This is a genomic window from Mesorhizobium sp. LCM 4576 (assembly GCF_001854815.1).
GTDB lineage: Bacteria > Pseudomonadota > Alphaproteobacteria > Rhizobiales > Rhizobiaceae > Mesorhizobium > Mesorhizobium plurifarium.
Genome location: NZ_MDDT01000057.1, coordinates 353,359 through 373,273 on the forward strand (window position 1 = coordinate 353,359; position 19,915 = coordinate 373,273).

At 64.2% G+C, this 19,915-nt stretch carries 15 protein-coding genes and 1 tRNA gene; 11 read left to right on the top strand and 5 right to left on the bottom strand.

The features are described 5' to 3' along the window. Positions 1–128 precede the first annotated feature (128 nt). The 4 genes from LCM4576_RS27420 to LCM4576_RS27435 all read left to right on the top strand — a co-directional run bounded on the left by LCM4576_RS27420 (position 129) and on the right by LCM4576_RS27435 (position 5,572). Positions 129–1,721 (top strand): peptide ABC transporter substrate-binding protein, encoded by a 1,593-nt coding sequence (locus tag LCM4576_RS27420; protein WP_071035579.1) that lies wholly within the window; start codon positions 129–131, stop codon positions 1,719–1,721. A gap of 173 nt (positions 1,722–1,894) precedes the next feature. Further along, positions 1,895–2,818 carry an ABC transporter permease subunit gene (locus LCM4576_RS27425; protein ID WP_041002282.1) on the top strand — a complete coding sequence of 308 codons (924 nt, stop codon included), beginning with the start codon at positions 1,895–1,897 and terminating at the stop codon, positions 2,816–2,818. Further along, entirely contained in the window at positions 2,811–3,935 is a 1,125-nt protein-coding gene (locus LCM4576_RS27430) for an ABC transporter permease (protein ID WP_071035580.1), read from the top strand. The genes LCM4576_RS27425 and LCM4576_RS27430 overlap by 8 nt, the downstream gene beginning before the upstream one ends. A gap of 17 nt (positions 3,936–3,952) precedes the next feature. Further along, positions 3,953–5,572 carry an ABC transporter ATP-binding protein gene (locus LCM4576_RS27435; protein WP_071035901.1) on the top strand — a complete coding sequence of 540 codons (1,620 nt, stop codon included), beginning with the start codon at positions 3,953–3,955 and terminating at the stop codon, positions 5,570–5,572. Between the two features lie 22 nt (positions 5,573–5,594). On the opposite strand, the gene LCM4576_RS27440 is transcribed toward LCM4576_RS27435, so the two are convergent. Together LCM4576_RS27440 and LCM4576_RS27445 are read right to left on the bottom strand one after the other, a co-directional pair. Continuing rightward, positions 5,595–5,936 carry a hypothetical protein gene (locus LCM4576_RS27440; protein WP_083361546.1) on the bottom strand — a complete coding sequence of 114 codons (342 nt, stop codon included), beginning with the start codon at positions 5,934–5,936 and terminating at the stop codon, positions 5,595–5,597. Positions 5,937–6,001: 65 nt separating this feature from the next. Further along, positions 6,002–6,964, bottom strand: a complete 963-nt coding sequence (locus LCM4576_RS27445; protein WP_071035581.1) for a beta-1,6-N-acetylglucosaminyltransferase — start codon at positions 6,962–6,964, stop codon at positions 6,002–6,004. Positions 6,965–7,128: 164 nt separating this feature from the next. Between LCM4576_RS27445 and LCM4576_RS27450 the strand changes: the two genes are divergently transcribed. From LCM4576_RS27450 to LCM4576_RS27475, 6 genes are all read left to right on the top strand, one after another. Then, positions 7,129–9,570 carry an ATP-binding protein gene (locus tag LCM4576_RS27450; RefSeq protein WP_071035582.1) on the top strand — a complete coding sequence of 814 codons (2,442 nt, stop codon included), beginning with the start codon at positions 7,129–7,131 and terminating at the stop codon, positions 9,568–9,570. Between the two features lie 5 nt (positions 9,571–9,575). Continuing rightward, complete coding sequence (locus tag LCM4576_RS27455) at positions 9,576–9,968, top strand: response regulator (protein WP_071035583.1); 393 nt, start codon at positions 9,576–9,578, stop codon at positions 9,966–9,968. Between the two features lie 227 nt (positions 9,969–10,195). Continuing rightward, positions 10,196–10,588 carry a response regulator transcription factor gene (locus LCM4576_RS27460; RefSeq protein ID WP_071035584.1) on the top strand — a complete coding sequence of 131 codons (393 nt, stop codon included), beginning with the start codon at positions 10,196–10,198 and terminating at the stop codon, positions 10,586–10,588. Next, entirely contained in the window at positions 10,588–12,342 is a 1,755-nt protein-coding gene (locus LCM4576_RS27465; RefSeq protein ID WP_071035585.1) for a YaiO family outer membrane beta-barrel protein, read from the top strand. Before LCM4576_RS27460 ends, LCM4576_RS27465 begins: the two co-directional genes overlap by 1 nt. A 2-nt stretch (positions 12,343–12,344) precedes the next feature. Continuing rightward, positions 12,345–13,382, top strand: coding sequence for a HEAT repeat domain-containing protein (locus LCM4576_RS27470; protein ID WP_071035586.1), 1,038 nt, complete (start codon positions 12,345–12,347; stop codon positions 13,380–13,382). Next, entirely contained in the window at positions 13,379–14,806 is a 1,428-nt protein-coding gene (locus LCM4576_RS27475) for a glycosyltransferase family 2 protein (RefSeq protein WP_071035587.1), read from the top strand. Before LCM4576_RS27470 ends, LCM4576_RS27475 begins: the two co-directional genes overlap by 4 nt. 107 nt (positions 14,807–14,913) lie before the next feature. Here LCM4576_RS27475 and LCM4576_RS27480 read toward each other — a convergent pair whose 3' ends face one another. Both LCM4576_RS27480 and LCM4576_RS27485 read right to left on the bottom strand, forming a co-directional pair. Beyond that, complete coding sequence (locus tag LCM4576_RS27480; protein WP_071035588.1) at positions 14,914–15,237, bottom strand: Hpt domain-containing protein; 324 nt, start codon at positions 15,235–15,237, stop codon at positions 14,914–14,916. 86 nt (positions 15,238–15,323) lie between these two features. Then, a tRNA-Pro gene (locus tag LCM4576_RS27485) sits at positions 15,324–15,400 on the bottom strand. A 192-nt stretch (positions 15,401–15,592) separates the two neighbouring features. On the opposite strand from LCM4576_RS27485, the gene LCM4576_RS27490 reads away from it, so the two are divergent. Next, the gene (locus LCM4576_RS27490; protein ID WP_071035589.1) at positions 15,593–17,827 is read left to right on the top strand and encodes a mannose-1-phosphate guanylyltransferase/mannose-6-phosphate isomerase; all 2,235 of its coding nucleotides are present in this window, start codon (positions 15,593–15,595) and stop codon (positions 17,825–17,827) included. Positions 17,828–18,451: 624 nt separating this feature from the next. Here the strand turns inward: LCM4576_RS27490 and betB are convergent. Beyond that, complete coding sequence (betB, locus tag LCM4576_RS27500; protein WP_071035591.1) at positions 18,452–19,915, bottom strand: betaine-aldehyde dehydrogenase; 1,464 nt, start codon at positions 19,913–19,915, stop codon at positions 18,452–18,454.

Below are 19,915 nucleotides of genomic sequence, written 5' to 3' on the forward strand. Positions count from 1 at the left end.
CTAGTCTCCTGCCACCAGCTGCCGGATGGGACCGGCGGCACGCCTGAAACGGGGCCGTTTCAACGGTTCCGGGGTGTCAAAACTTAAGAAGGCGCGGCTGAGGGGCTGCGCCGACAGGGAGAAACTTCATGCTGAAAAACATGCTGAAGGCGACGGCGTTCGCCACCACCATGGCTCTGGCCACAGGCTCCTTTTACACGCATGCTTTTGCCGAAACCGTCTACAACCGCGGGGCCGCTGCCGAGGCGGAARCGGTCGATCCGCACAAGACGTCGACGGTCTACGAAGCCGATATCATACGCGACCTGTTCCAGGGTCTCGTCATGCATGACCAGAAGACGAACCTCATTCCGGGCGCCGCCGAAAGCTGGACGGTCTCCGACGACGGCACTGTCTACACTTTCAAGCTGCGCAAGGACGGCCTCTGGTCGGACGGCACACCGGTGACGGCGGACGACTTCGTCTATTCGTTCCACCGGCTGGAAGATCCGGCCACCGCCGCGGAATACGCTTCGATGCTCTATCCGGTGAAGGGCGCCGAGGACTTCAACACCAAGAAAGGCAAGGCCGAGGATATGGGCGTGAAGGCGATCGACGCCAACACGCTTGAAGTCACGCTCAAGGCGCCGACGCCCTACTTCCTGGAGATGCTGACCCACCAGGCGACCTATCCGGTCAACAAGGCTTCCATCGACAAGCTCGGCGCCGACTGGATCAAGCCTGGCAAGCTGGTCTCCAACGGCGCCTATACGCTGGCGGAGTGGGTTCCCAACGACCATATGAAACTGGTCAAGAACCCGAAGTTCTGGGACGCCGCGAGCGTCAAGCTCGACGTGGTCAACTACATTCCGACCGAGGATCGCTCATCGGCGATGAAGCGTTTCGAGGCCGGCGAACTCGACAGCTATGGCGACCTGCCGACCGAACAGCTCGCCGATCTCAAAACCAAGTTTGGTGACCAGGTCCGCGTGGGGCCATATCTCGGCACCTATTATTACGCGATCAAGACCGACAAGGCGCCTTGGGACAATGTCGAACTGCGCAACGCCATCTCGATGGCGATCGATCGCGACTTCCTCGCCGAGAAGGTTTGGCAGAACTCGATGCTGCCTGGATATTCGATGGTGCCTCCGGGCATCGAGGGTTACACCCCGGCGCTGGCCAAATACGCGGACATGCCGCAGATCGACCGCGAGGATGAGGCCAAGAAGATCCTGGAGAAGCTCGGCTACACGCCCGAGCATCCGTTGAAGATGGAGATCCGCTACAATACTTCGGAAAACCACAAGAACACCGCGGTCGCCATCCAGGAACAGCTGAAGCCGCTCGGCGTCGAGGTGACGTTGCTCAACACCGATACCAAGACCCACTACGGCTTCCTCGAGCAGAAGGGCAATTACGACGTCGCCCGCGCCGCCTGGATCGCCGACTACAAGGATCCGGAGACGTTCCTCGGCATCTCGCGCAAGGCGAGCGGCAACAACTACTCGAACTACAACAGCCCGGCCTATGAGGCCGCCATGGACAAGGCAGCCGCCGCCGGCGGCAAGCCTGAGGAGCGCATGAAGGACCTCGCCGCGGCCGAGCGTATCCTCGTCGACGATGTCGGTGAGATCCCGTTGCTCTACTACAGCTACCACGACATCGTGTCCTCGAAGCTGCATGGCTTCGACGACAACGTCATGGACATCCACCCGTCCCGCTTCATCTCCAAGGACTGACAAGTAACCTTGGYCGTGCCGCCGCTCCTTTTTGGGAGCGGCGGCCGCGGTCTGTCGTCGTGCCGGGCCGAAAGTCGGGTTGGATTTTCAGGCTGCCCGGTGCGAAGATCAGAGATGCCAGCGCGCCACGGTCTCGTCTGGAGAGCTGTCGCCCTGGCTGAAGCGGGGCGCCGATGCTGCGTTATGTCTTCCGGCGGCTGTTGACCGCCATCCCGACGCTATTCGTCATCGTGACTGTGGCGTTCTTCCTGATCCGCGTCGCGCCAGGCGGCCCGTTCAACCAGGAACGGGGCCTGAGTCCCGAGATCAGGGCCAATCTCGAAGCCCAGTTCGGCCTCAACGATCCGCTCTGGCTGCAATATGTCCATTATCTCGGCAATCTTTTGCGCGGCAGTTTCGGCCCGAGCTACAACCTGCCGGATTTCACCGTCACCGAGCTCTTCGCCAAAGGCCTACCGATCTCGGTGCAGATTGGCACCTCGGCGCTGGTGCTGGCGCTGCTGCTGGGCTCGATTCTCGGCACGATCGCGGCGCTCAACCAGAATAAAATAGCCGACTATTCGGTGATTGCCTTGGCAACCGCCGGCAGCACCATCCCGACCTTCGTCACCGCCCCGGTGATCCAGCTCGTCTTCGGGCTTTCCTGGAAGCTGTTGCCGATCGGCGGTTGGGGTGACGGCGCCTTGATCAACAAGGTCGGCCCGGTGCTGACGCTCGCCTTGCCGCAGATCGCCATCGTCGCGCGGCTGATGCGCGGCTCGATGATCGAGAGCCTGCGCTCGCACCATATCCGCACCGCCCGCGCGCTCGGCCTCTCCGACTGGTCGGTGGTGGTCAAGCACGCGCTACGCGGCGCGGTGTTGCCGATCGTCTCCTTCACGGGTCCGGCGGCCGCCGCGCTCCTGACCGGCTCGATCATCGTCGAGACAATCTTTTCCATTCCCGGCGTCGGCCGCTACTTCGTCGATGCAGCGCTTAACCGCGACTACACGCTGGTCATGGGAACCGTGGTGGTGATCGCGCTCTTCACCATCGTTTTCAACCTGATCGTCGACCTGCTCTACGCGGTCGTCGATCCGAGGGTGCGCTATGACTGAACTTGCCGTCGCCGTGCCCGAGCCGATCGTCGGCCGCTCACTCTGGGGCAATGCCTGGGCGCGGCTCAAGCGCAACCGCGCCGCCATGCTCAGCCTCTATTATCTGGCTTTCATCGCCGTCATCAGCGTGTTCGGCCCTATGGTCGTGCCGCATGAATACACCACCATCTATGGCGATTATGTGCGCACGCCGCCAAGCCTCTCGGCCTATCCGAAGCCGGACATGATCCAGGGGGCGCTGGGTGACGCTATCAAGCGCATGCGCGCCGACATCAAGGAATGGCACCAGGACGGCAATCGCGTCATCGTCACCATCACCGCGACCAAGCCCATCGACGACCGCAACATCCGCTATCTCGACCRCTCCGACGCCTTCGACGACACCAGGATCGAGAACAAGTCGCCCGACGGCCGCGAAATGACGATGAGCTCGGCCGTGAAGCAGCAATATTTCTTCTTCGGCACCGACAACACCGGCCGTGACCTGCTCTCGCGCACGCTGATGGCCGGACGCATATCCCTGGCGATCGGCCTGCTTGCCGGTGTCGTCGCTGGTGTCATCGGAGTCATCTACGGTGCGACCGCGGGCTTCGCCGGCGGCAGGGTCGACGAGGTGATGATGCGCATCGTCGACGTGCTCTATTCGCTGCCCTTCATCTTTTTCGTCATCATGCTCGTGGTGTTCTTCGGCCGCAACTTCGTRCTGATGTTTCTGGCGGTGGGCGCTGTGCTGTGGCTCGACATGGCCCGCATCGTGCGCGGCCAGGCGCTGTCGATCCGCCGGCAGGAATATGTCCAGGCGGCGGAAGCCATGGGCGTCGGCCAGCGCGGCATCCTCTTGCGTCACGTCATTCCGAACCTGCTCGGACCGGTGGTCATCTACATGACGTTGCTGGTGCCGCAGGTCATCATCCTGGAAAGCTTCCTCTCTTTCCTCGGCCTCGGCGTGCAGGAGCCGATGACCAGTTGGGGCGTGCTGATCTCGGTCGGCGCCAAGAACATCGGCTACGCCAACTGGCTGCTCCTGTTCCCGGCCTTCTTCCTCGTCTCGACACTGTTCGCGCTGAATTTCGTCGGCGACGGTCTGCGCGACGCGCTCGATCCCAAGGATCGATGACGATGGGGACCGCTGACATGACCGCTCCCGAAACGATCCTCAGCGTCAAGGACCTGCGCGTCCGCTTCCAGACCCTCGACGGCACCGTCGAGGCGGTCAAGGGCATCAACATCAAGGTCAATGCCGGCGAGACGGTCGCCGTCGTCGGCGAATCCGGCTCCGGCAAGAGCCAGACGATGATGGCGGCGATGAGCCTGTTGTCCTCCAACGGCGAGGCCACCGGCCAGGTCGACTATCGCGGCCGCAATCTTCTGGAGATGACCAAGAGCGAGCTCAACAAGGTGCGCGGCCGCAAGATCAGCATGATCTTCCAGGAGCCGATGACCTCGCTCGACCCGCTCTACACCATCGGCAACCAGCTGATGGAGCCGATTCGCCGGCACCGCGGGCTTTCCGCGCCGGCTGCACGGGAAGAAGCGCTGAAGCTCTTGAGGCTGGTGCACATACCCGATCCCGAGCGGCGGATGAAATCCTATCCGCACGAAATGTCGGGCGRCCAACGGCAGCGCGTCATGATCGCCATGGCTCTGGCCAACGACCCCGACATCCTGATCGCCGACGAGCCGACGACGGCGCTCGACGTTACCATCCAGGCGCAGATCCTGATGCTGCTGGCAGAGTTGCAGCGCAAGCTCGGTATGGCGATCGTCTTCATCACCCACGATCTCGGCATCGTGCGCCGCTTCGCCGATCGCGTCTATGTCATGCGTCAGGGCGAAGTGGTGGAGGAGGGCCAGGCGGAAGCGCTTTTTGCCAATCCGCAGCATGCCTACACCAGGATGCTKCTCGCGGCCGAGCCGACCGGCAGCAAGGCGCCGCCGCCTGCCAATTCGCCGGTGCTGCTCGAGGGCCGCAATGTCGAGGTCGTCTTCAAGATCGGCGGCGGCTTCCTCGGCGGCGAACCGCTGATGCTGCGCGCGGTGGACAAGATCTCGGTCCGGCTGAAGCGCAATCAGACCATCGGCATCGTCGGCGAGTCCGGCTCGGGCAAGTCGACGCTCGGCCGCGCGCTGCTGAGGCTGCTCCCCRGCGACGGCGTCATCCGCTTCAGCGACCGTGACATTTCCGAGGCGGACCGCCAGGCGATGYGGCCGCTGAGGCGCGAATTGCAGCTCGTCTTCCAGGATCCGTTCGGCTCGCTGTCGCCGCGCATGACCGTCGGCCAGGTCATCACCGAGGGCCTTTTGGTGCATGAGCCCTCGCTCACCGGCAAGCAGCGCGACCAGCGCGCCGTCGAGGCGCTGCGCGAGGTTGGCCTCGATCCCAACGCGCGCAACCGTTACCCGCACSAATTCTCCGGCGGCCAGCGCCAGCGCATCGCGATTGCCCGCGCCATGATCCTGAAGCCGAAAGTGGTGGTGCTGGACGAGCCGACCTCGGCGCTCGACCGCTCGGTGCAGAAGCAGATCGTCGAGCTGCTGCGCAAGCTGCAGGCCGATCACGAACTTTCCTACCTCTTCATCAGCCATGACCTCGCGGTGGTGCGCGCCATGGCCGACTACATCATCGTCATGAAGCAGGGAAAGATCGTCGAGGAAGGCCCGACGCAGGAGATCTTCGACAATCCGCGCGAAGCCTACACCCAGACGCTGATGAACGCCGCGATCGATTCGACACGGTTCCGCATCAGCGCTTGAAGCCGGTCCGGTCCGGCTCGCCTCACTGCGCGGAGGGGCACCTTTGCTTTCGCGTCGCGACGATCACCTGCTGCTGTTGCTGCAGCCTGTCGATCCGGGCGGTTTCGCGGTTGGCGACCGCCGTCTTCACGCGCTCGCCGCCAAGCAACCACGTTGGCACGGAGGTATTGGCGACCTTGCCGCGGGCGATTGCGGTGCGTGAAATATCGGTGGCGGTGTCGCCGACCGCATTGTTGAGCTCGGGGCAGTCCATCTTGTCGTATTTCGCCGGGCTGATCGACGCGGTGGTCGACGAGCAGCCTGCGGCGAGCGGCAGAATGGCGGTCAACATGAGCGGCAAGGCTGTCATCGRCATGAATTTCATTCTTGCTCCTCGGTCGACGCGGTGACGGCGCGAGGCCCAGCATAGCCGCCTAGGGCCATCTTGTCTCAATTGGCAGCCTCGAATCCTCTGCTGCGCGCCCGAAGGTCGTCCAGTTGATCACAGAGTCCGGCATCTTCCCCGTGCTCGATCTTGCGGCAGAAGAACGCTCCGGACTTGAGGATATCCGGAAGATCGGTGCGGGTCAGGAGCTTGGGAAAGCGRCCATTCTCGTCCGTCGCGGTGTAGCGCAGATTGTCGGTCGCGCGGTTGCCCCAGTATTTGCTGTTGCGCAAAAGCATATGGGGCTCCATCTCGTCGGGGATTGCCGTCCACGCAAAGAACCGCTTGATCTCGGGGTCGAGCATTCCTTGCACAACTGTCTCGATCGCTTTGCGGGTGAGCGTGAACCACTGCGAACCGAATGTGGGCAGCAGACCGGCCGGGAGCTTTCGGTCAATGCCCAGCGCGCCTTGCAGGCGGATGCTCGACAGGCGTTTGCGGHGGGACGATACCAGCCGTTCATATGGCCAATAGCAGGAGAACCTGTTGCTGAGATTGTCCGGTGTTTCGCCTGGCAGTCCTTCATGCGTGACCAGGACGTATTCTTGAGGATGGTTCTGGTGAAGATATGTCGCGAAGTCGTCGATGCTTCGCACGGGGTAGTCGGCGCCGCTTAGCAGCGAACCATACAGGAATGGGTGATCGAGCAGGCGTCGCAGGGCCTGGAGGGTCGCCTCGACGATAGAGTAGCCTCCCCACCGGCAGGMCACCATGCTGAACACGTCTACGTTCGGCAGGTCGGAAAGTCGGGTCTGAAAGCTGGCAATTGCCGGAGCGCCAACCCTCGTATCGAGATGGACGACGATCCTGTCCTGTGGCCGCGAGATCGCCCGGATCAGCCGCTCGGTGTGACCGAGTTGGCGGTGAGCCAGGATGGCAAAGCCCAGTCCTATATCGGTTGGATCACTTCGCACGATTTCTCTCGCCTCCATGCCGCGCGCACAGCCCTTACCGACCCTTCGGGCCATCCGCAACGGGTTCGTCGCCGCCGGTGCCGATGTTCAGAAATTCGTGGCGGAAGCGATAGCTGCGGGAGCATTCCTTAGGGCGCGACGCGGACAGCTGCGATCTGGCTCTTTAGACCTCGGATAGGTTTTGCCTATATTCATCGGAGAAAAGGAGCAGGAARGTCATGACCGAAATCTGGCGATCACTCCTCGCTAATCTTGCCCTGGTCTCCATCCTGGTCGTCGCTTGGGACCYTTTGGCTGATTTTACCGGACGTCTTCCACGGCTGATACAGTCGCTGTTACTCGGCATGGTCATGTGCGCTGGCTCGGTCATCTCCATGGCGACGGCCTTGTCCGTCTYGGGCTTCGTCGTCGATCTGCGGGCCGCCTTCATTGRCGCGGCCGCCTTCTTCGGCGGATGGCCGGCAATGTTCGTCGCGACCGCCGGCTCCATTGCCTATCGCGCCTATCTTGGCGGGCAGGGCACGAGTGTGGGCATCATGAGCATCCTGATCACGGCCGTCGCTGGGCTGGCTTGGCACCATGTCGTCGCGGTCCGCTCGCGTACCATGCTCGACATACTCGGCCTCGGCGTGACGGTCGCGCTTGCCGGGCTGATCACGCTTGTGGTCATTCCCCAGCAGGTCCTCGCAGGCTTCCTTCAGCAGAGCACGCTCCCGTCCGTGGTGTTCCGGTTCATCGGCACCTTCATCATCGGCGTGTTGCTCGATCGGCAGCAGCGGCGTCGCGATCTCACCATGTCCAACATGATCTACCGTGCCATGGTTCGCGAGCTGCCGGATTGCCTCAACGTGAAGGATGCCGCCRGCCGCTTCGTCGTTGCAAACCCGGYCACCGCCGAAATGATGCGCGCAGCCTCACCGGAGGACCTTATCGGCAAGRCGGATTTTGATTTCTATCCGAAGGATGTCGCCGAGCGCTTCAGGCAGGATGAATTAGGTCCACTGGAAACGGGGCAGACACTGCGCATCGACCAGCCCGCGCTTTTCCCGGACGGCAGCCAGGGCTGGCTCTACACCTTGAAGGCGCCCTTTCGCGACGAGACCGGCAAGGTCGTCGGYGTCATCACCTACAACCGCGACATCACCGARCAAAAGAAAAACGCGCAGCTCAAGAACGACTTCATCTCGACCGTCAGCCACGAACTGCGCACGCCGTTGACATCCATTCGCGGCTCGCTCGGGCTGATCGCGGCGGGCGTCGCGGGCGAATTGCCGCCCAAGGCCGCCAATCTCGTCAACATCGCCCACAACAACAGCGAGAGGCTGGTCCTTCTCATCAACGACATCCTCGACATGGAGAAGATCGAATCGGGCGTCATCAGCTTCAAGATCAAGCAGATGCYCCTGCGTCCGGTCCTGGAGCAGGCCATCGCCGCCAGCTCCAATTACATGGCCGAGAGCAGGATACGCATCGTCCTCGTCGACGATGCGCCGCGCGCGGAGGCCAATATCGACCCTGACCGCCTGCACCAGGTGATGGCGAACCTCCTGTCCAATGCGATCAAGTTCTCCGATCACGGCGGCACCGTGATGGTGAAGCTGCAGCGCCGCGATCGCGACATGCTGCGCGTCTCCGTGATCGATCAGGGCGCCGGCATTCCCRAAGCGTTCCGCAGCCGCATATTCGGCAAGTTCGAGCAGGCCGACGCGTCAAGCACCCGCAGGAAGGGAGGAACCGGTCTAGGCTTGAGYATCGTCAAGACCATCGTCGAAAAGCTGGGCGGCGCTGTTTCCTTCGAAACGGAGGAAGGCAAGGGAACGTCGTTTCACGTCGACCTTGCCGAAGCGCAGAGGCAAGAGGCGAAACCGGTCCTTGTCGAGCGCCGGTCGAAGAAGCGCGATCGCCGCCTGCGTGTCCTGATTTGCGAGGACGAGCCCGATGTCGCCGCGGTGATCGCAGCGCTTCTCGAAGCGGAAGGCTTCTCAAGCGACGTCGCCCCCGACATCGACACCGCCAAGGCGCTGCTCAACTCCCGCGATTACGTGGCGCTGACGCTCGACATCAAGCTGGCGKGGGAATCCGGCATCAAGCTCTTCCATGATATCAGGGCGTCGAAGGTCAATTCCGACATTGCGGTCATCGTCATCTCCGCCGTCGCCGACGAAGCCAGACGCTCGCTGAACGGCACCGCCGTCGGCATCGTCGACTGGCTGGAGAAGCCTGTGGATCCGAAGCGTCTTCACGCCGCTTTGGCAAAGATCGTCGGCCGCAGGGTCGAGYTGAAGCCGAAGATCCTACATGTCGAGGACGACGAGGGCGTGCTTGCGGTGATGTCGGAGGGTTTGGGTTCGGGTGTCTCGATTATCTCGGCGAAAACGCTGAAGGACGCGCAGCAGGCAATCGCGAACCATCGCTTCGATCTGGTCATCCTGGATATCGCGCTCCCCGACGGATCGGGGTTGGACCTGCTTGCCGATCTGCCGCTCGAAACAGGGGTTATCGTGTTTTCAGCGGCGGAGCTGGACGACAAGCTGGGCGATCGGGTCCAGGCGATCATGACCAAGACCAAGGCGTCGGAGATCGACGTCGCGAAGCTGGTCAGGAACATGTTGGCTTCGGCCCGCGAGGGCGCCGAGGCCACCGCGCAAGCCAAGGAGTAACCCTTATGCCGGCAAGAATCCTTTATGTGGACGACGAGGACGATATCCGCGAAATTGCCCAGATGTCGCTGGAGCTTGAGCCGGAATTCGAGGTGYGGTCCTGCGCTTCAGGCGCCGCGGCGCTGGTCGATGCGGCGACATGGCGACCCGATCTCATCCTGCTCGACGTGATGATGCCGGACATGGACGGACCGGAAACGCTGAAGCGCCTGGCCGCGTCGCCGCCGACGGCATCGATACCCGTGGTGTTCATCACGGCGCGCACCCAGACCCATGAGGTCGAACGCTATCTGAACATGGGCGCGGTGGGCGTCATTGCCAAACCCTTCGATCCGCTGGCGCTTGYCGGTGAAGTGAGGAAGCTGCTTGCCTCGCGCGGCGGTGGCCCGGCGAACTAGTCGGAGACAGCGCCGAGAAGCTTGCCGGCAAGCTCCGTCTGGTGTTTACGCCTCCTATACCATGYGCCGATATTCATCTACTGATTGCATCGAAATGCGGCCGCCGCGAATCAGCCTGTCTATGATTGAGCAGCAATTGGTCGGCTCGGGTGACTGTGCGCACCTGGTTTCAGGGGCGCGGTTCATGGTTGGTTACTCCGGGGGGCGACGGAACCGGAGCAGGACTGGTGGATGGAGCAAAGGCAAGAATTCTGATCTGCGATGATGACCCGTTGCTGCTCGAGCTGATGGAATTCAGGTTGAGGGCGAAGGGATAYGATGTCGTCAAAGCGGTCGACGGGGCGGAGGCGCTGGAGAAGGCGCGGCAGGACGCCCCCGATGTGGTCGTGCTCGACGCGATGATGCCTAAAGCCGACGGCCTTGAAGTGCTGGCGCGCATCAAGGGCGACCCGGCCTTGTCTGAGACGCCGGTGGTGATGCTGACGGCCCGCAAGGGCCAAAGGGACATTGTCTCGGCCCTGGACAAGGGCGCCGAYGACTATCTGGTGAAGCCGTTCATTCCCGAGGAGCTTCTGGCCCGGCTGGCGCGTCTCATCGCGCGCAAGAGCGGGAAGCGCTGATGCGGCGCGGCCGGCGCTTGAGCTTTGCCGCATGCCTGATCCTGGCCGTTGCCGCCGCTCCGTCCGCGTCGTTGGCGCAGACGGTGGACGATCTCTACGCTTCGGCCGTCAAGGCGAGRCAAGCGCAGCATTTCGACGAGGCCGCCGACCTGCTCAAGCGCGCGCTGGCGCTCAAGCCCGATAATGCCGACGCGCTGGTTCAGCTAGGCTTCGCCGAGCTCGGCCGCAACGACCTTCAAGCGGCGCGCGACGCCTTTTCCAGGGCGCTGTCCATCGCGCCGACCTATCGGGACGCCTCCTTCGGCATGGCCGAGGTCGAGTTCCGGTCCGGCAACCTGGACGCAGCACTGCCGCTCGCCGAAACCGTCGCCAACGCCGACCCCGGCAATGCCGACGTAGCAAAGCTGGTCGAAAACATCCGCGCGGCGAAACAGGCGGCCGGCAGCAAGCCGAAACCGGCTGCCGCGGCTCCGGCGGYGGCGAAGAAACCGCCGCATCGGCGGCCCGATCCCGTTTCTGGCTTGATGAAAGAGGGCAGGCGCCTGCGCCAGGCAGGYAGGCTGCCCGAGGCGGAAAAGGTCTATCGCCGCGCCCTCGGGCTGGCGCCGAAGGACACCGACATCCTGGTCGCGCTTGGCCTTGTCGTGGGCTCCAGCCAGCGCTTCGACCAAGCCGGGCAGTTCTTCGACCGGGCACTGGCGATCAAGCCCGGCCTTCTCGATGCGCGTCTGGGCAAGGTGCGCTTGGCGATCTGGCAGGGGAACACCGCTCGTGCCCGCGCCCTGATCGACGGCGCGCTGGCCAGCGCGCCGGACAATGTCGAGGCGCTCGACCTCGACGGCAAGGTCGCGCTGCTGGAGGGTGACCATGCGCGGGCCGAGGGTTCGTTCCAGCGCGTGCTGGCGCTCGAGCCGCGGAATGCCGAGGCGCTGGTGGGGATCGGCGACGTGCGCCGGGCCGAGGGCGACGACGAGGCCGCGCGGCAGGCCTATCATCAGGCGCTTGCCATCGAGCCGGGCTCAGCCGACATCGAGCAGAGGCTCTCCGTGCCGCCGCCGCGCAAATGGCGGCTCGACCTCGGCAGCGAGGTGAGCGATCTCACCAATGGTCTGGGCGATTGGACCGACAGCTCGGCGGGTCTTGCCTATCGGCTCTCGCCGCGCACGACGATCTCCGGCCACACCAGGCTGGCGACCCGTTTCGGCCGCACCGACTTCCAGATGGAGGGCCGCATCGACCGGGCGTTCACGCCGGTCTTCTCCGCCTATGCGCTCGCGGYAGTGACGCCGGATGCCGACTTCCTGGCCCGCTATTCGATCGGCGCGGGCGCGTCCTGGCAGGTCGTGGCGCCGGCAAAGGCGTTCGGCCCGCTCTCGCTCAACATCGATGCCCGCTACGACGACTTCGCCGACACCAGCGTCACCAGCATCCAGCCTTGGATCCAGGGCTACGTCCTCGACGGCCGCCTGGGCCTCTCCGCCCGCTGGGTGCATGCGCAGGACRACATCGGCACGCGCGCCGACGGCTATGTGCTCCGCGCCGACCTCGCGGTGACRCCACGCTTCAACGTCTTCGCCGGTTATGCCGACGCGCCCGAGATCGAYGACGGCGCGCTGGTGCCGACGCGCACCGTGTTCGGCGGCATTTCCTTCGACGTCAGYGACCCGCTGACGCTGCGCGCCAGCATCGCGCACGAAGAACGCCCGGCCTTCGACCGCAACATATTCGGCCTCGGCCTGACGGCGCGGTTCTGACCATGTGGTATATCTGGGACCTCTCGATATTGCTGAGCGCACTGTCGCTGGCGATCATGCTGCTCCTGATCGCGCGCCGTGTGYTGCAGGAACGCCGGGGCAGGGCGGCGGCTGACCAGCGGCGCCAAGTGCTGACGGCGCTGATCGCCTTTACCGAAAGCCGCGATCGCGAGGCCTTGAAGGCGACGGTGCTTGGCGTGCCGGCAGGCGTGGCGATCGATGYCGRCTTCGAGTTCATTGCGCTGCTGCGCGGCGAGGAGAGGGACGACGTGCTGGTCGCCTTCAACGAATGCGGCCTGCCGGCGCGTGTCGCCAGGCAGCTGCGCAAAGGCAACATCGCTGAGCGCATCCACGCCGCCGAGATGCTGGCATCGCTGGGTTCGGACGATGCCTCGGCAAACCTGCTAGCAGCACTCGCCCAGGACCGCGCGCGCGAAGTCAGGATCGCGGCGGCCATCGCGCTCTGCGATCTGGGCAGCCTGCCCCTGYTCGGCACAGCGCTGGACTTCATCGGCGTGGCGGGGCAGCGCTCGCGCCGGCTGATCGAGCTGTTCCGGCGCTTTCCGCGTTCGCGCTTCAACGAGCTTGCGGTCCACGCGTCGCGTGCGGACGCCTCGCCCTTTGTCAGGGCGGCCGCGATCGACGCGCTTGCCCATGCCGGCGGCTTCGGCTTTGCCGATTTCTTCGCCGGCCTGACCGGCGATGCCGCGCCCGAGGTTGTCGCCGCCGCGTTGCGGGCGCTGGGCCTGACTGGTCACGGCCAGGCGCCGGCCATCCTGAAGCGCGCCATGGCCAACGACGACTGGGACGTGCGCGCCGCCGCCGCCGAATCCGCGGGGCGCCTCGGATTGCCCGAACTCGCCGCGCCGCTCTCCAGGCTCTTGGACGACGAGGTCTGGACCGTGCGCTACGCCGCCGCCAACGCGCTGCGGTCCTTCGGCCATCCAGGAGAATTGCTGCTGCGCGAGATCGCCGCCAGTGAGGTTTCGCGCAGCCAGCGCACCGCTTCGCTCATCCTTGCCGAGGGGCCTGCCGCATGATCGCCGACTGGAGCCACGAGGTCGTTCTTGCCGCCACCATCCTGTCCTGGTTCATCATCGGGGCTGGGCTGGCGCAGACGACCGTCTACCTCCTGCAGCTCGTCTTCGCCGGCTATGCGCTGTCGAAGCGCCCGCCGGTGGCGCGCTCGGCGCTGCTGTGGCAGCGCTATGGCGACGTCGCGCCACCGATCGCCCTGCTGGTGCCGGCCTATAACGAGGCGCTGAACGTGGTCGAGAGCGTGCATTCGATGCTCGCGCTCGAATATCCGAATTTCGAGGTGGTCGTCATCAATGACGGCTCGAAGGACGACACCTTGCAGCGGCTCATCAAGGCTTTCAAGCTCGTGAAGTTCCACCGGCCCTACGAGGAGGCGCTCGCGCACCAGCCGATCCGTGGCCTCTATTCCTCGCCCATGACCGAGCGGCTGTTCGTGGTCGACAAGGAAAATGGCGGCAAGGCCGATGCCCAGAATGCCGGCATCAATGTCTGCCGCGCGCCGCTCTTTTGCGTCATCRATGGCGACTCCATCCTTGAGCCCGATGCGCTGATGCGCGCCGCCCAGCCTTTCATCGACGACCCCGAGCGCACCATTGCCGTGGGCGGCACGATCCGCATCGCCAATGGCTCGAGCATCGAGGCGGGCAGGGTGCGCGAAATCCATCTGCCGCGCCGCCTGCTGCCTTTGTTCCAGGTGGTCGAATATCTGCGCGCCTTCCTCATGGCGCGGCTGGCCTGGAGCAGCATCAACACGCTGATGCTGGTGTCCGGCGCCTTCGGCATGTTCCGCCGCGCGGAAGTGGTGGCGGTTGGCGGCTTCACCAAGGGTTCGATGGGCGAGGACCTCGACCTCGTCATCAAGCTGCACCGCCATATGCGCGATAAAAAGCGCAAATACCGCATCCAGTTCATCCCTGAGCCGGTGTGYTGGACCGAGGCGCCGGAAACGCTGAGCGTGCTCGCCCGCCAGCGCTCGCGCTGGCAGCGCGGCGCGCTCGAATGCTTCTTCCGCTACCGTTCGATGCTGTTCAACCCGCGCTATGGCCGCGTCGGCTTCCTCGGCTTTGGCCACATCCTGATCGTCGACGTGCTGGGGCCGGTGGCGGAGGTGCTGGGCTACGTCCTGATCCCGGCCTTCTGGCTGCTCGGAATCCTCTCGGCCGAATATCTCTTGGCTTTCACCGCTCTCATCTTCACCTATGGCGTCTGCGTCAGCGTCTGCTCGCTGATCCTGGAAGAGGCCGAGCTGCAGCGCTTCCCCCGCGCCAGCGACCTCGCCGTGCTGACGGTCGCCGCCGTGATCGAGAATTTCGGCTACCGCCAGCTCAACAATTTCTGGCGCGTGAAAGGTTGGTGGCAATTCCTGCGCGGCAACCAAGGCTGGGGCGAGATGACCCGGACCGGCCTCGGCGCCGCCAAGAAATAGGCGCGGCCGGCGGCATCAGGCCGGGGCAATTCCAGGAAAAATGTGCAACGGTTGGGTTCGGCGCCTTCGCCATAACCTTCCGTCCGGAATTGCAAAAGAACAAAGAGTCACGCCAGCGTGCGCTCAATCTCCGCGATCAAGCCATCGAGCGCCGCGCGCACGCTCGCGCCATCCGCCTGCTCGATAAGCAGCGTCTCCAGCGCCGAAGCCCGCGCGCTGATATCCGTGAAGCCGAACGTGCCGGCCGCGCCGGCGAGCGAGTGGGCGAGCCGGATGAGCGAGTCGTTGCCGGGAAGGGGAGCAGCCTGATGCGCGATGGCCTTCAGCTCGGCGAGCTGATCGACGCACCTGGCGAGGAAGCGTTGGCGAAGCGGGGCGAAAGGGTCGTTTGCGATGAGGCTGGCTCCATTGCGGGATATGYGCGCGAGCAAGCTGGACCGAGAGGTTCAGGTCCTGTTCTATTCTTCTGCGGAGACAGAAGTTAGCGGACTGCAATACCGCTAATCAATTGTTTTTCTGGTCGGAGTGGCAGGATTTGAACCTGCGACCCCCTCGTCCCGAACGAGGTGCGCTACCAGACTGCGCTACACTCCGTGACCAGACCGCGGGCTTATAGCTGCCACTTTCCGATCCTGCAAGCGTCAATGACAGCACTTCTGTCGCATTTCCTTTCTTTCGCGAAGCTTGGCCGAATGGCATAGGATTTGGCTGCCGGGTAAAGGTGGGCTTAAAGGCTTTTGTCGTAAGTCCAGGGCATCGGAGCCGGACTTTTTGACAAGGTCGTTCATGAGCCAGCGCATCGTCAGTTTTGTCATGAGCGGCGGCGTCGGCTCGCGGCTGTGGCCGCTGTCGCGCGAGGACAACCCCAAGCAGTTCCACGATTTTTCCGGCGACGGCTCGATGCTGGCAAAAACCCTGCGGCGGCTGGCGGCGCGGCCGCAAGGCGAGACGCCGATTTTCCTGATCGCCGCGGAGCGTCACGCCGAGCRCGTCCATGCCGACCTTGCCGGCGTCGATCTTGCCGGCGGCGGGCCGCTGTTCGAGCCGACGGGGCGCAACACGGCGGCCGCGGTGGCGCTGGCCAGCCTGCGCACGCTCTCCGAATATGGCGACGAGCTTGTGCTGGTGGTGCCGTCCGATCATGAGATTTCGACGCCTGACCAGTTCTGGCAAAGCATCGAGGCCGGCGCGGCGGCGGCAAATGCCGGCCGTCTGGTGGTGTTCGGCCTCAAGCCGACCCAGCCCGAGACGGGCTATGGCTATATCGAGGTCGGGACCGACAAGGGCGGCGTCTTCGACGTCTCTCGCTTCGTCGAGAAGCCGGATCTCGCCACTGCGCAGGCCTATCTCGACGCCGGCAGCTTCTACTGGAACACGGGCATCTTCCTGTTTCGCGCCGGCGCCATGCGCGACGCCTTCGCGGCCCATGAACCGAAAATCTGGCAGGCGACGGAGGCCGCCTACAAGGCTGCGACCATCGATCTGTCCGGCCTCTATATGCCGCTCGAGCTTTATTCCGCGATCCCATCGACCTCGATCGATTACGCCATCATGGAGCGGGCCAAGGACATCGCCATGGTGCCGGCCGGCTTCCGTTGGAATGACCTCGGCTCCTGGCAGTCGCTGCTCGATGTCGGCCCGTCCGATGAACAAGGCAATGTCATCATCGGCGACGTCGTCGCCATCGATTGCGAGAACTCCTACATACGCGGCGACGGCCGTCTGCTGTCGGCCATCGGCATGAAGGACGTGGCCATCGTCTCCACCGCCGACGCCACCTTCGTCGCCCCGGTCAGCCACAGCCAGCACGTCAAGAAGGTCGTCGAGCAGTTGGAGAAATCCGGCCGGCTGGAGACGCGGTTCACGCCCGCGCATGACCGCGTCATCGAGAGCGGCGCCTGGCGGCGTCGCGTGCGCCACTGGCTGTTCGAGGAGACGCTGCCGCTGTGGTCGACGGTCGGCGTCGACGAACGCCATGGCGGCTTTCACGAGGCGCTGGGCTTCGATGCTTCGCCGCTGATGAAGCTCAAGCGCATGCGCACGCAGGCGCGTCAGGTCTATGCCTTCGCGGTGGCCAAGGAGCGCGGCTGGGACGGCCCGGCGGACCGGCTGATCGCGCATGGCATCGACTTCATGGCAGGGCAGGGCCGCACGAAGCGCGGCGGCTGGGTGCGCACGCTCAACATCGATGGCTCGGTCGCCGATCCCGTCGAGGACGCCTACGATCATTCCTGCGTGCTTCTGGCGCTGGCGCATGCGCATATGTCGGGCCATCCCGACGCCTTGCGGCTCGGCGAGGAGACGTTCGCCTTCCTCGATGCGCATCTGGAAGACGCCCGCATGACCGGCTTCCTGGAAACCTCCGACGGGGCGGAAGAACGGCGTTCCAACCMGCATATGCATCTGCTCGAGGCTTTCCTCGCCTGGCACAAGGCGACGGGCGRGCGCGCCTATCTGCGCCGCGCGGCGCGCATCATCGACCTCTTCCGCAGCCATTTCTTCGATGCCGAAAGCTGGACGCTGGGCGAATATTTCGACGAGGGCTGGAAGCCGGTAGCGGGCGAGAAGCGGAGCTGGACCGAGCCGGGCCATCATTTCGAATGGGCCTCGCTGCTCGTCGATTTCGCCGCCCGCAGCGGCCAGGGCGAACTTACCGCCTTCGCCCGCAAGCTCTATGCCTCGGCCGTTGCCAACGGCCTCAACCGCGCCACCGGCCTCGCCTATGGCGCCGTCTCTCGCCAGGGCCTGCCGCTCGACACGGTCTCGCGCAGCTGGCCGCAGGCCGAGGCGATCAAGGCGGCGATCGCGCTGGATGGCACGGGCGGGCCGGACCTCAAGCCCGAGATCGAGGCGCGCGTCGGCCGCCTGTTCCGCTGGCACATAGACCCGGCGCCGCTCGGCCTGTGGATCGACCGCATCGACGAACGCGGCCGCTCACTGGCAACCGAGGTGCCGGCCAGCATCTTCTATCATCTGGTCTATGCGCTGACGCAGTATCTGGACGGGACGGCGGAGAGGTGATGAGGGATTGGAAGAGGCTGACTCCAGCGATTTTATAGAGATTCCAGGCGATACATCGCTTTGGAAGACGCAGGGCATTCCGCCAAAAAGAATCAGGCTCCCCATAGAGGCCAGCTGCCGGTTTCCCTGGTATTTTCCCATCTTCGGCTTAGCGGCGATGTGGGCACTGTTTTCTTCAKTGAAGTTCTACTCCGCCGCTACCCAAAACTGGGACGCAGGAAATTCACTCGACCGAATAGGTTGGGTCGCAGGGCTATTCGGGTGCCTTTTTCTCTGCGTTCTATTCGTCGGAACGTTAGTAAGGGCGGCATTGGACGCGGCAAGTTCACGCCCTCTGCTCATTCTCACCAAGGAAACGTTGTGGGATAGGCGTCAGCTGGATGAACCGATGCCTTGGAGCAACGTCGACCGCGTAAGATTTCAATCGGCTAGGGTTTCAGTTATCGCTCATCTGAAACTTACCCAACCTGTGTATGTCAGGAGCGGATTGTTCCGGCTTGGCGGGGCGGTCACGAGCGGGCTCAGGTCGAATGTGAGCGTCTTGATTTCGGACCTGGACGCGGATGAGGAAGTCATCGAGAAGGTGATGGCGGCCCTTCCTAAGAATGCGAGACCGGAATCGGTTCAATAAGGTGCCGCCACGTCGCCCGTCTCGACATAGACCGCCTTGAGCTGGGAGTAATGCGCCAGCGCCGCGAGCGAGTTCTCGCGGCCGATGCCGGATTGCTTGACGCCGCCGAAGGGCATTTCCACCGGCGTGAGATTGTAGGCGTTGATCCAGCAGGTGCCGGCCTGCAATTCGGCGATCACCCGATGCGCGCGCGGCAGGTCGCGCGTGAACACGCCGGCGGCCAGCCCGAACTCGGTGTCGTTGGCGCGCTCGATCACCTCGTCCTCGCTGTCGAATTTCAAGACGCTCATCACCGGCCCGAAAATCTCTTCGCGCGCGATCCGCATGCCGTCCGTCACGCCGGTGAACACCGTCGGCTCGATGAAGAAGCCGCCCTCGAAACCCTGCAGCGACGGCACGTTGCCGCCGCAGGCGAGCGTGGCTCCATCCTGCTTGCCGGCGGCGATGTAGGAGACGACCTTCTCCTGCTGAAGCCTGTTGACCAGTGGCCCCATCTGCGTGTCCGGATCGAGCGGATCCCCGATACGGATCTTCTTGGTGCGCTCGACCAGCCGCTCGACGAACCGGTCATGCAGGCCCTTTTGCACGAAGACGCGCGTGCCGTTGGAACAGACCTGACCGGTCGAGTAGAAATTGCCGAGCATGGCGCCGCCGATGGCGTTCTCGAGATCGGCGTCGTCGAAGACGATCAGCGGCGACTTGCCGCCGAGCTCCATCGTCGCGTGCTTCATCTTCGAGCCGGCAAGCGACAGCACCTTGCGGCCGGTCGGCACCGAGCCAGTGACCGAGACCTTGGCGACGACATCATGGCCGACAAGGCCGGCGCCGACATCGCCATAGCCCTGCACCACGTTGAACAGCCCGTCGGGCAGGCCGGCCTCCGAGTAGATCTCGGCCAGCGCCAGCGCCGACAGCGGCGTGTTCTCCGACGGCTTGAACACCATGGCATTGYCCATGGCCAAGGCCGGCGCAGACTTCCAGCCGGCGATCTGGATCGGATAGTTCCAGGCACCAATGCCGACACAGACGCCGAGCGGCTCGCGCCTTGTGTAGGCGAAGGGCCCGCCGAGATCGATCATCTCGCCATTGAAGGCGGCGACCGCTCCGGCGAAATATTCCAGGCAGTCGGCGGCCGAAGGCGCATCCGCCACCAGCGTCTCCTGAATCGCCTTACCGGTATCGAGCGTCTCGATGCGGGCGAGGTCGGCGTTGCGGGCGCGCAGAATGTCGGCGGCGCGACGCAGGATGCGGCCGCGCTCGACCGGCTTCAGCCGCGCCCAGGCCGGCTGCGCGGCTCGTGCCGCCTCGATAGCGAGTTCCAGCACATTCGACGTCGCCGAATGCAGCGTGGCGATAGTCTCGCCCGTCGCCGGATAGATCACCGGCAGCGGCGCGCCGCCTTCATCCTCGATGTAGCGGCCGTTGACGTAGTGCGATGCCGTGGGCTGGGCGCGCAT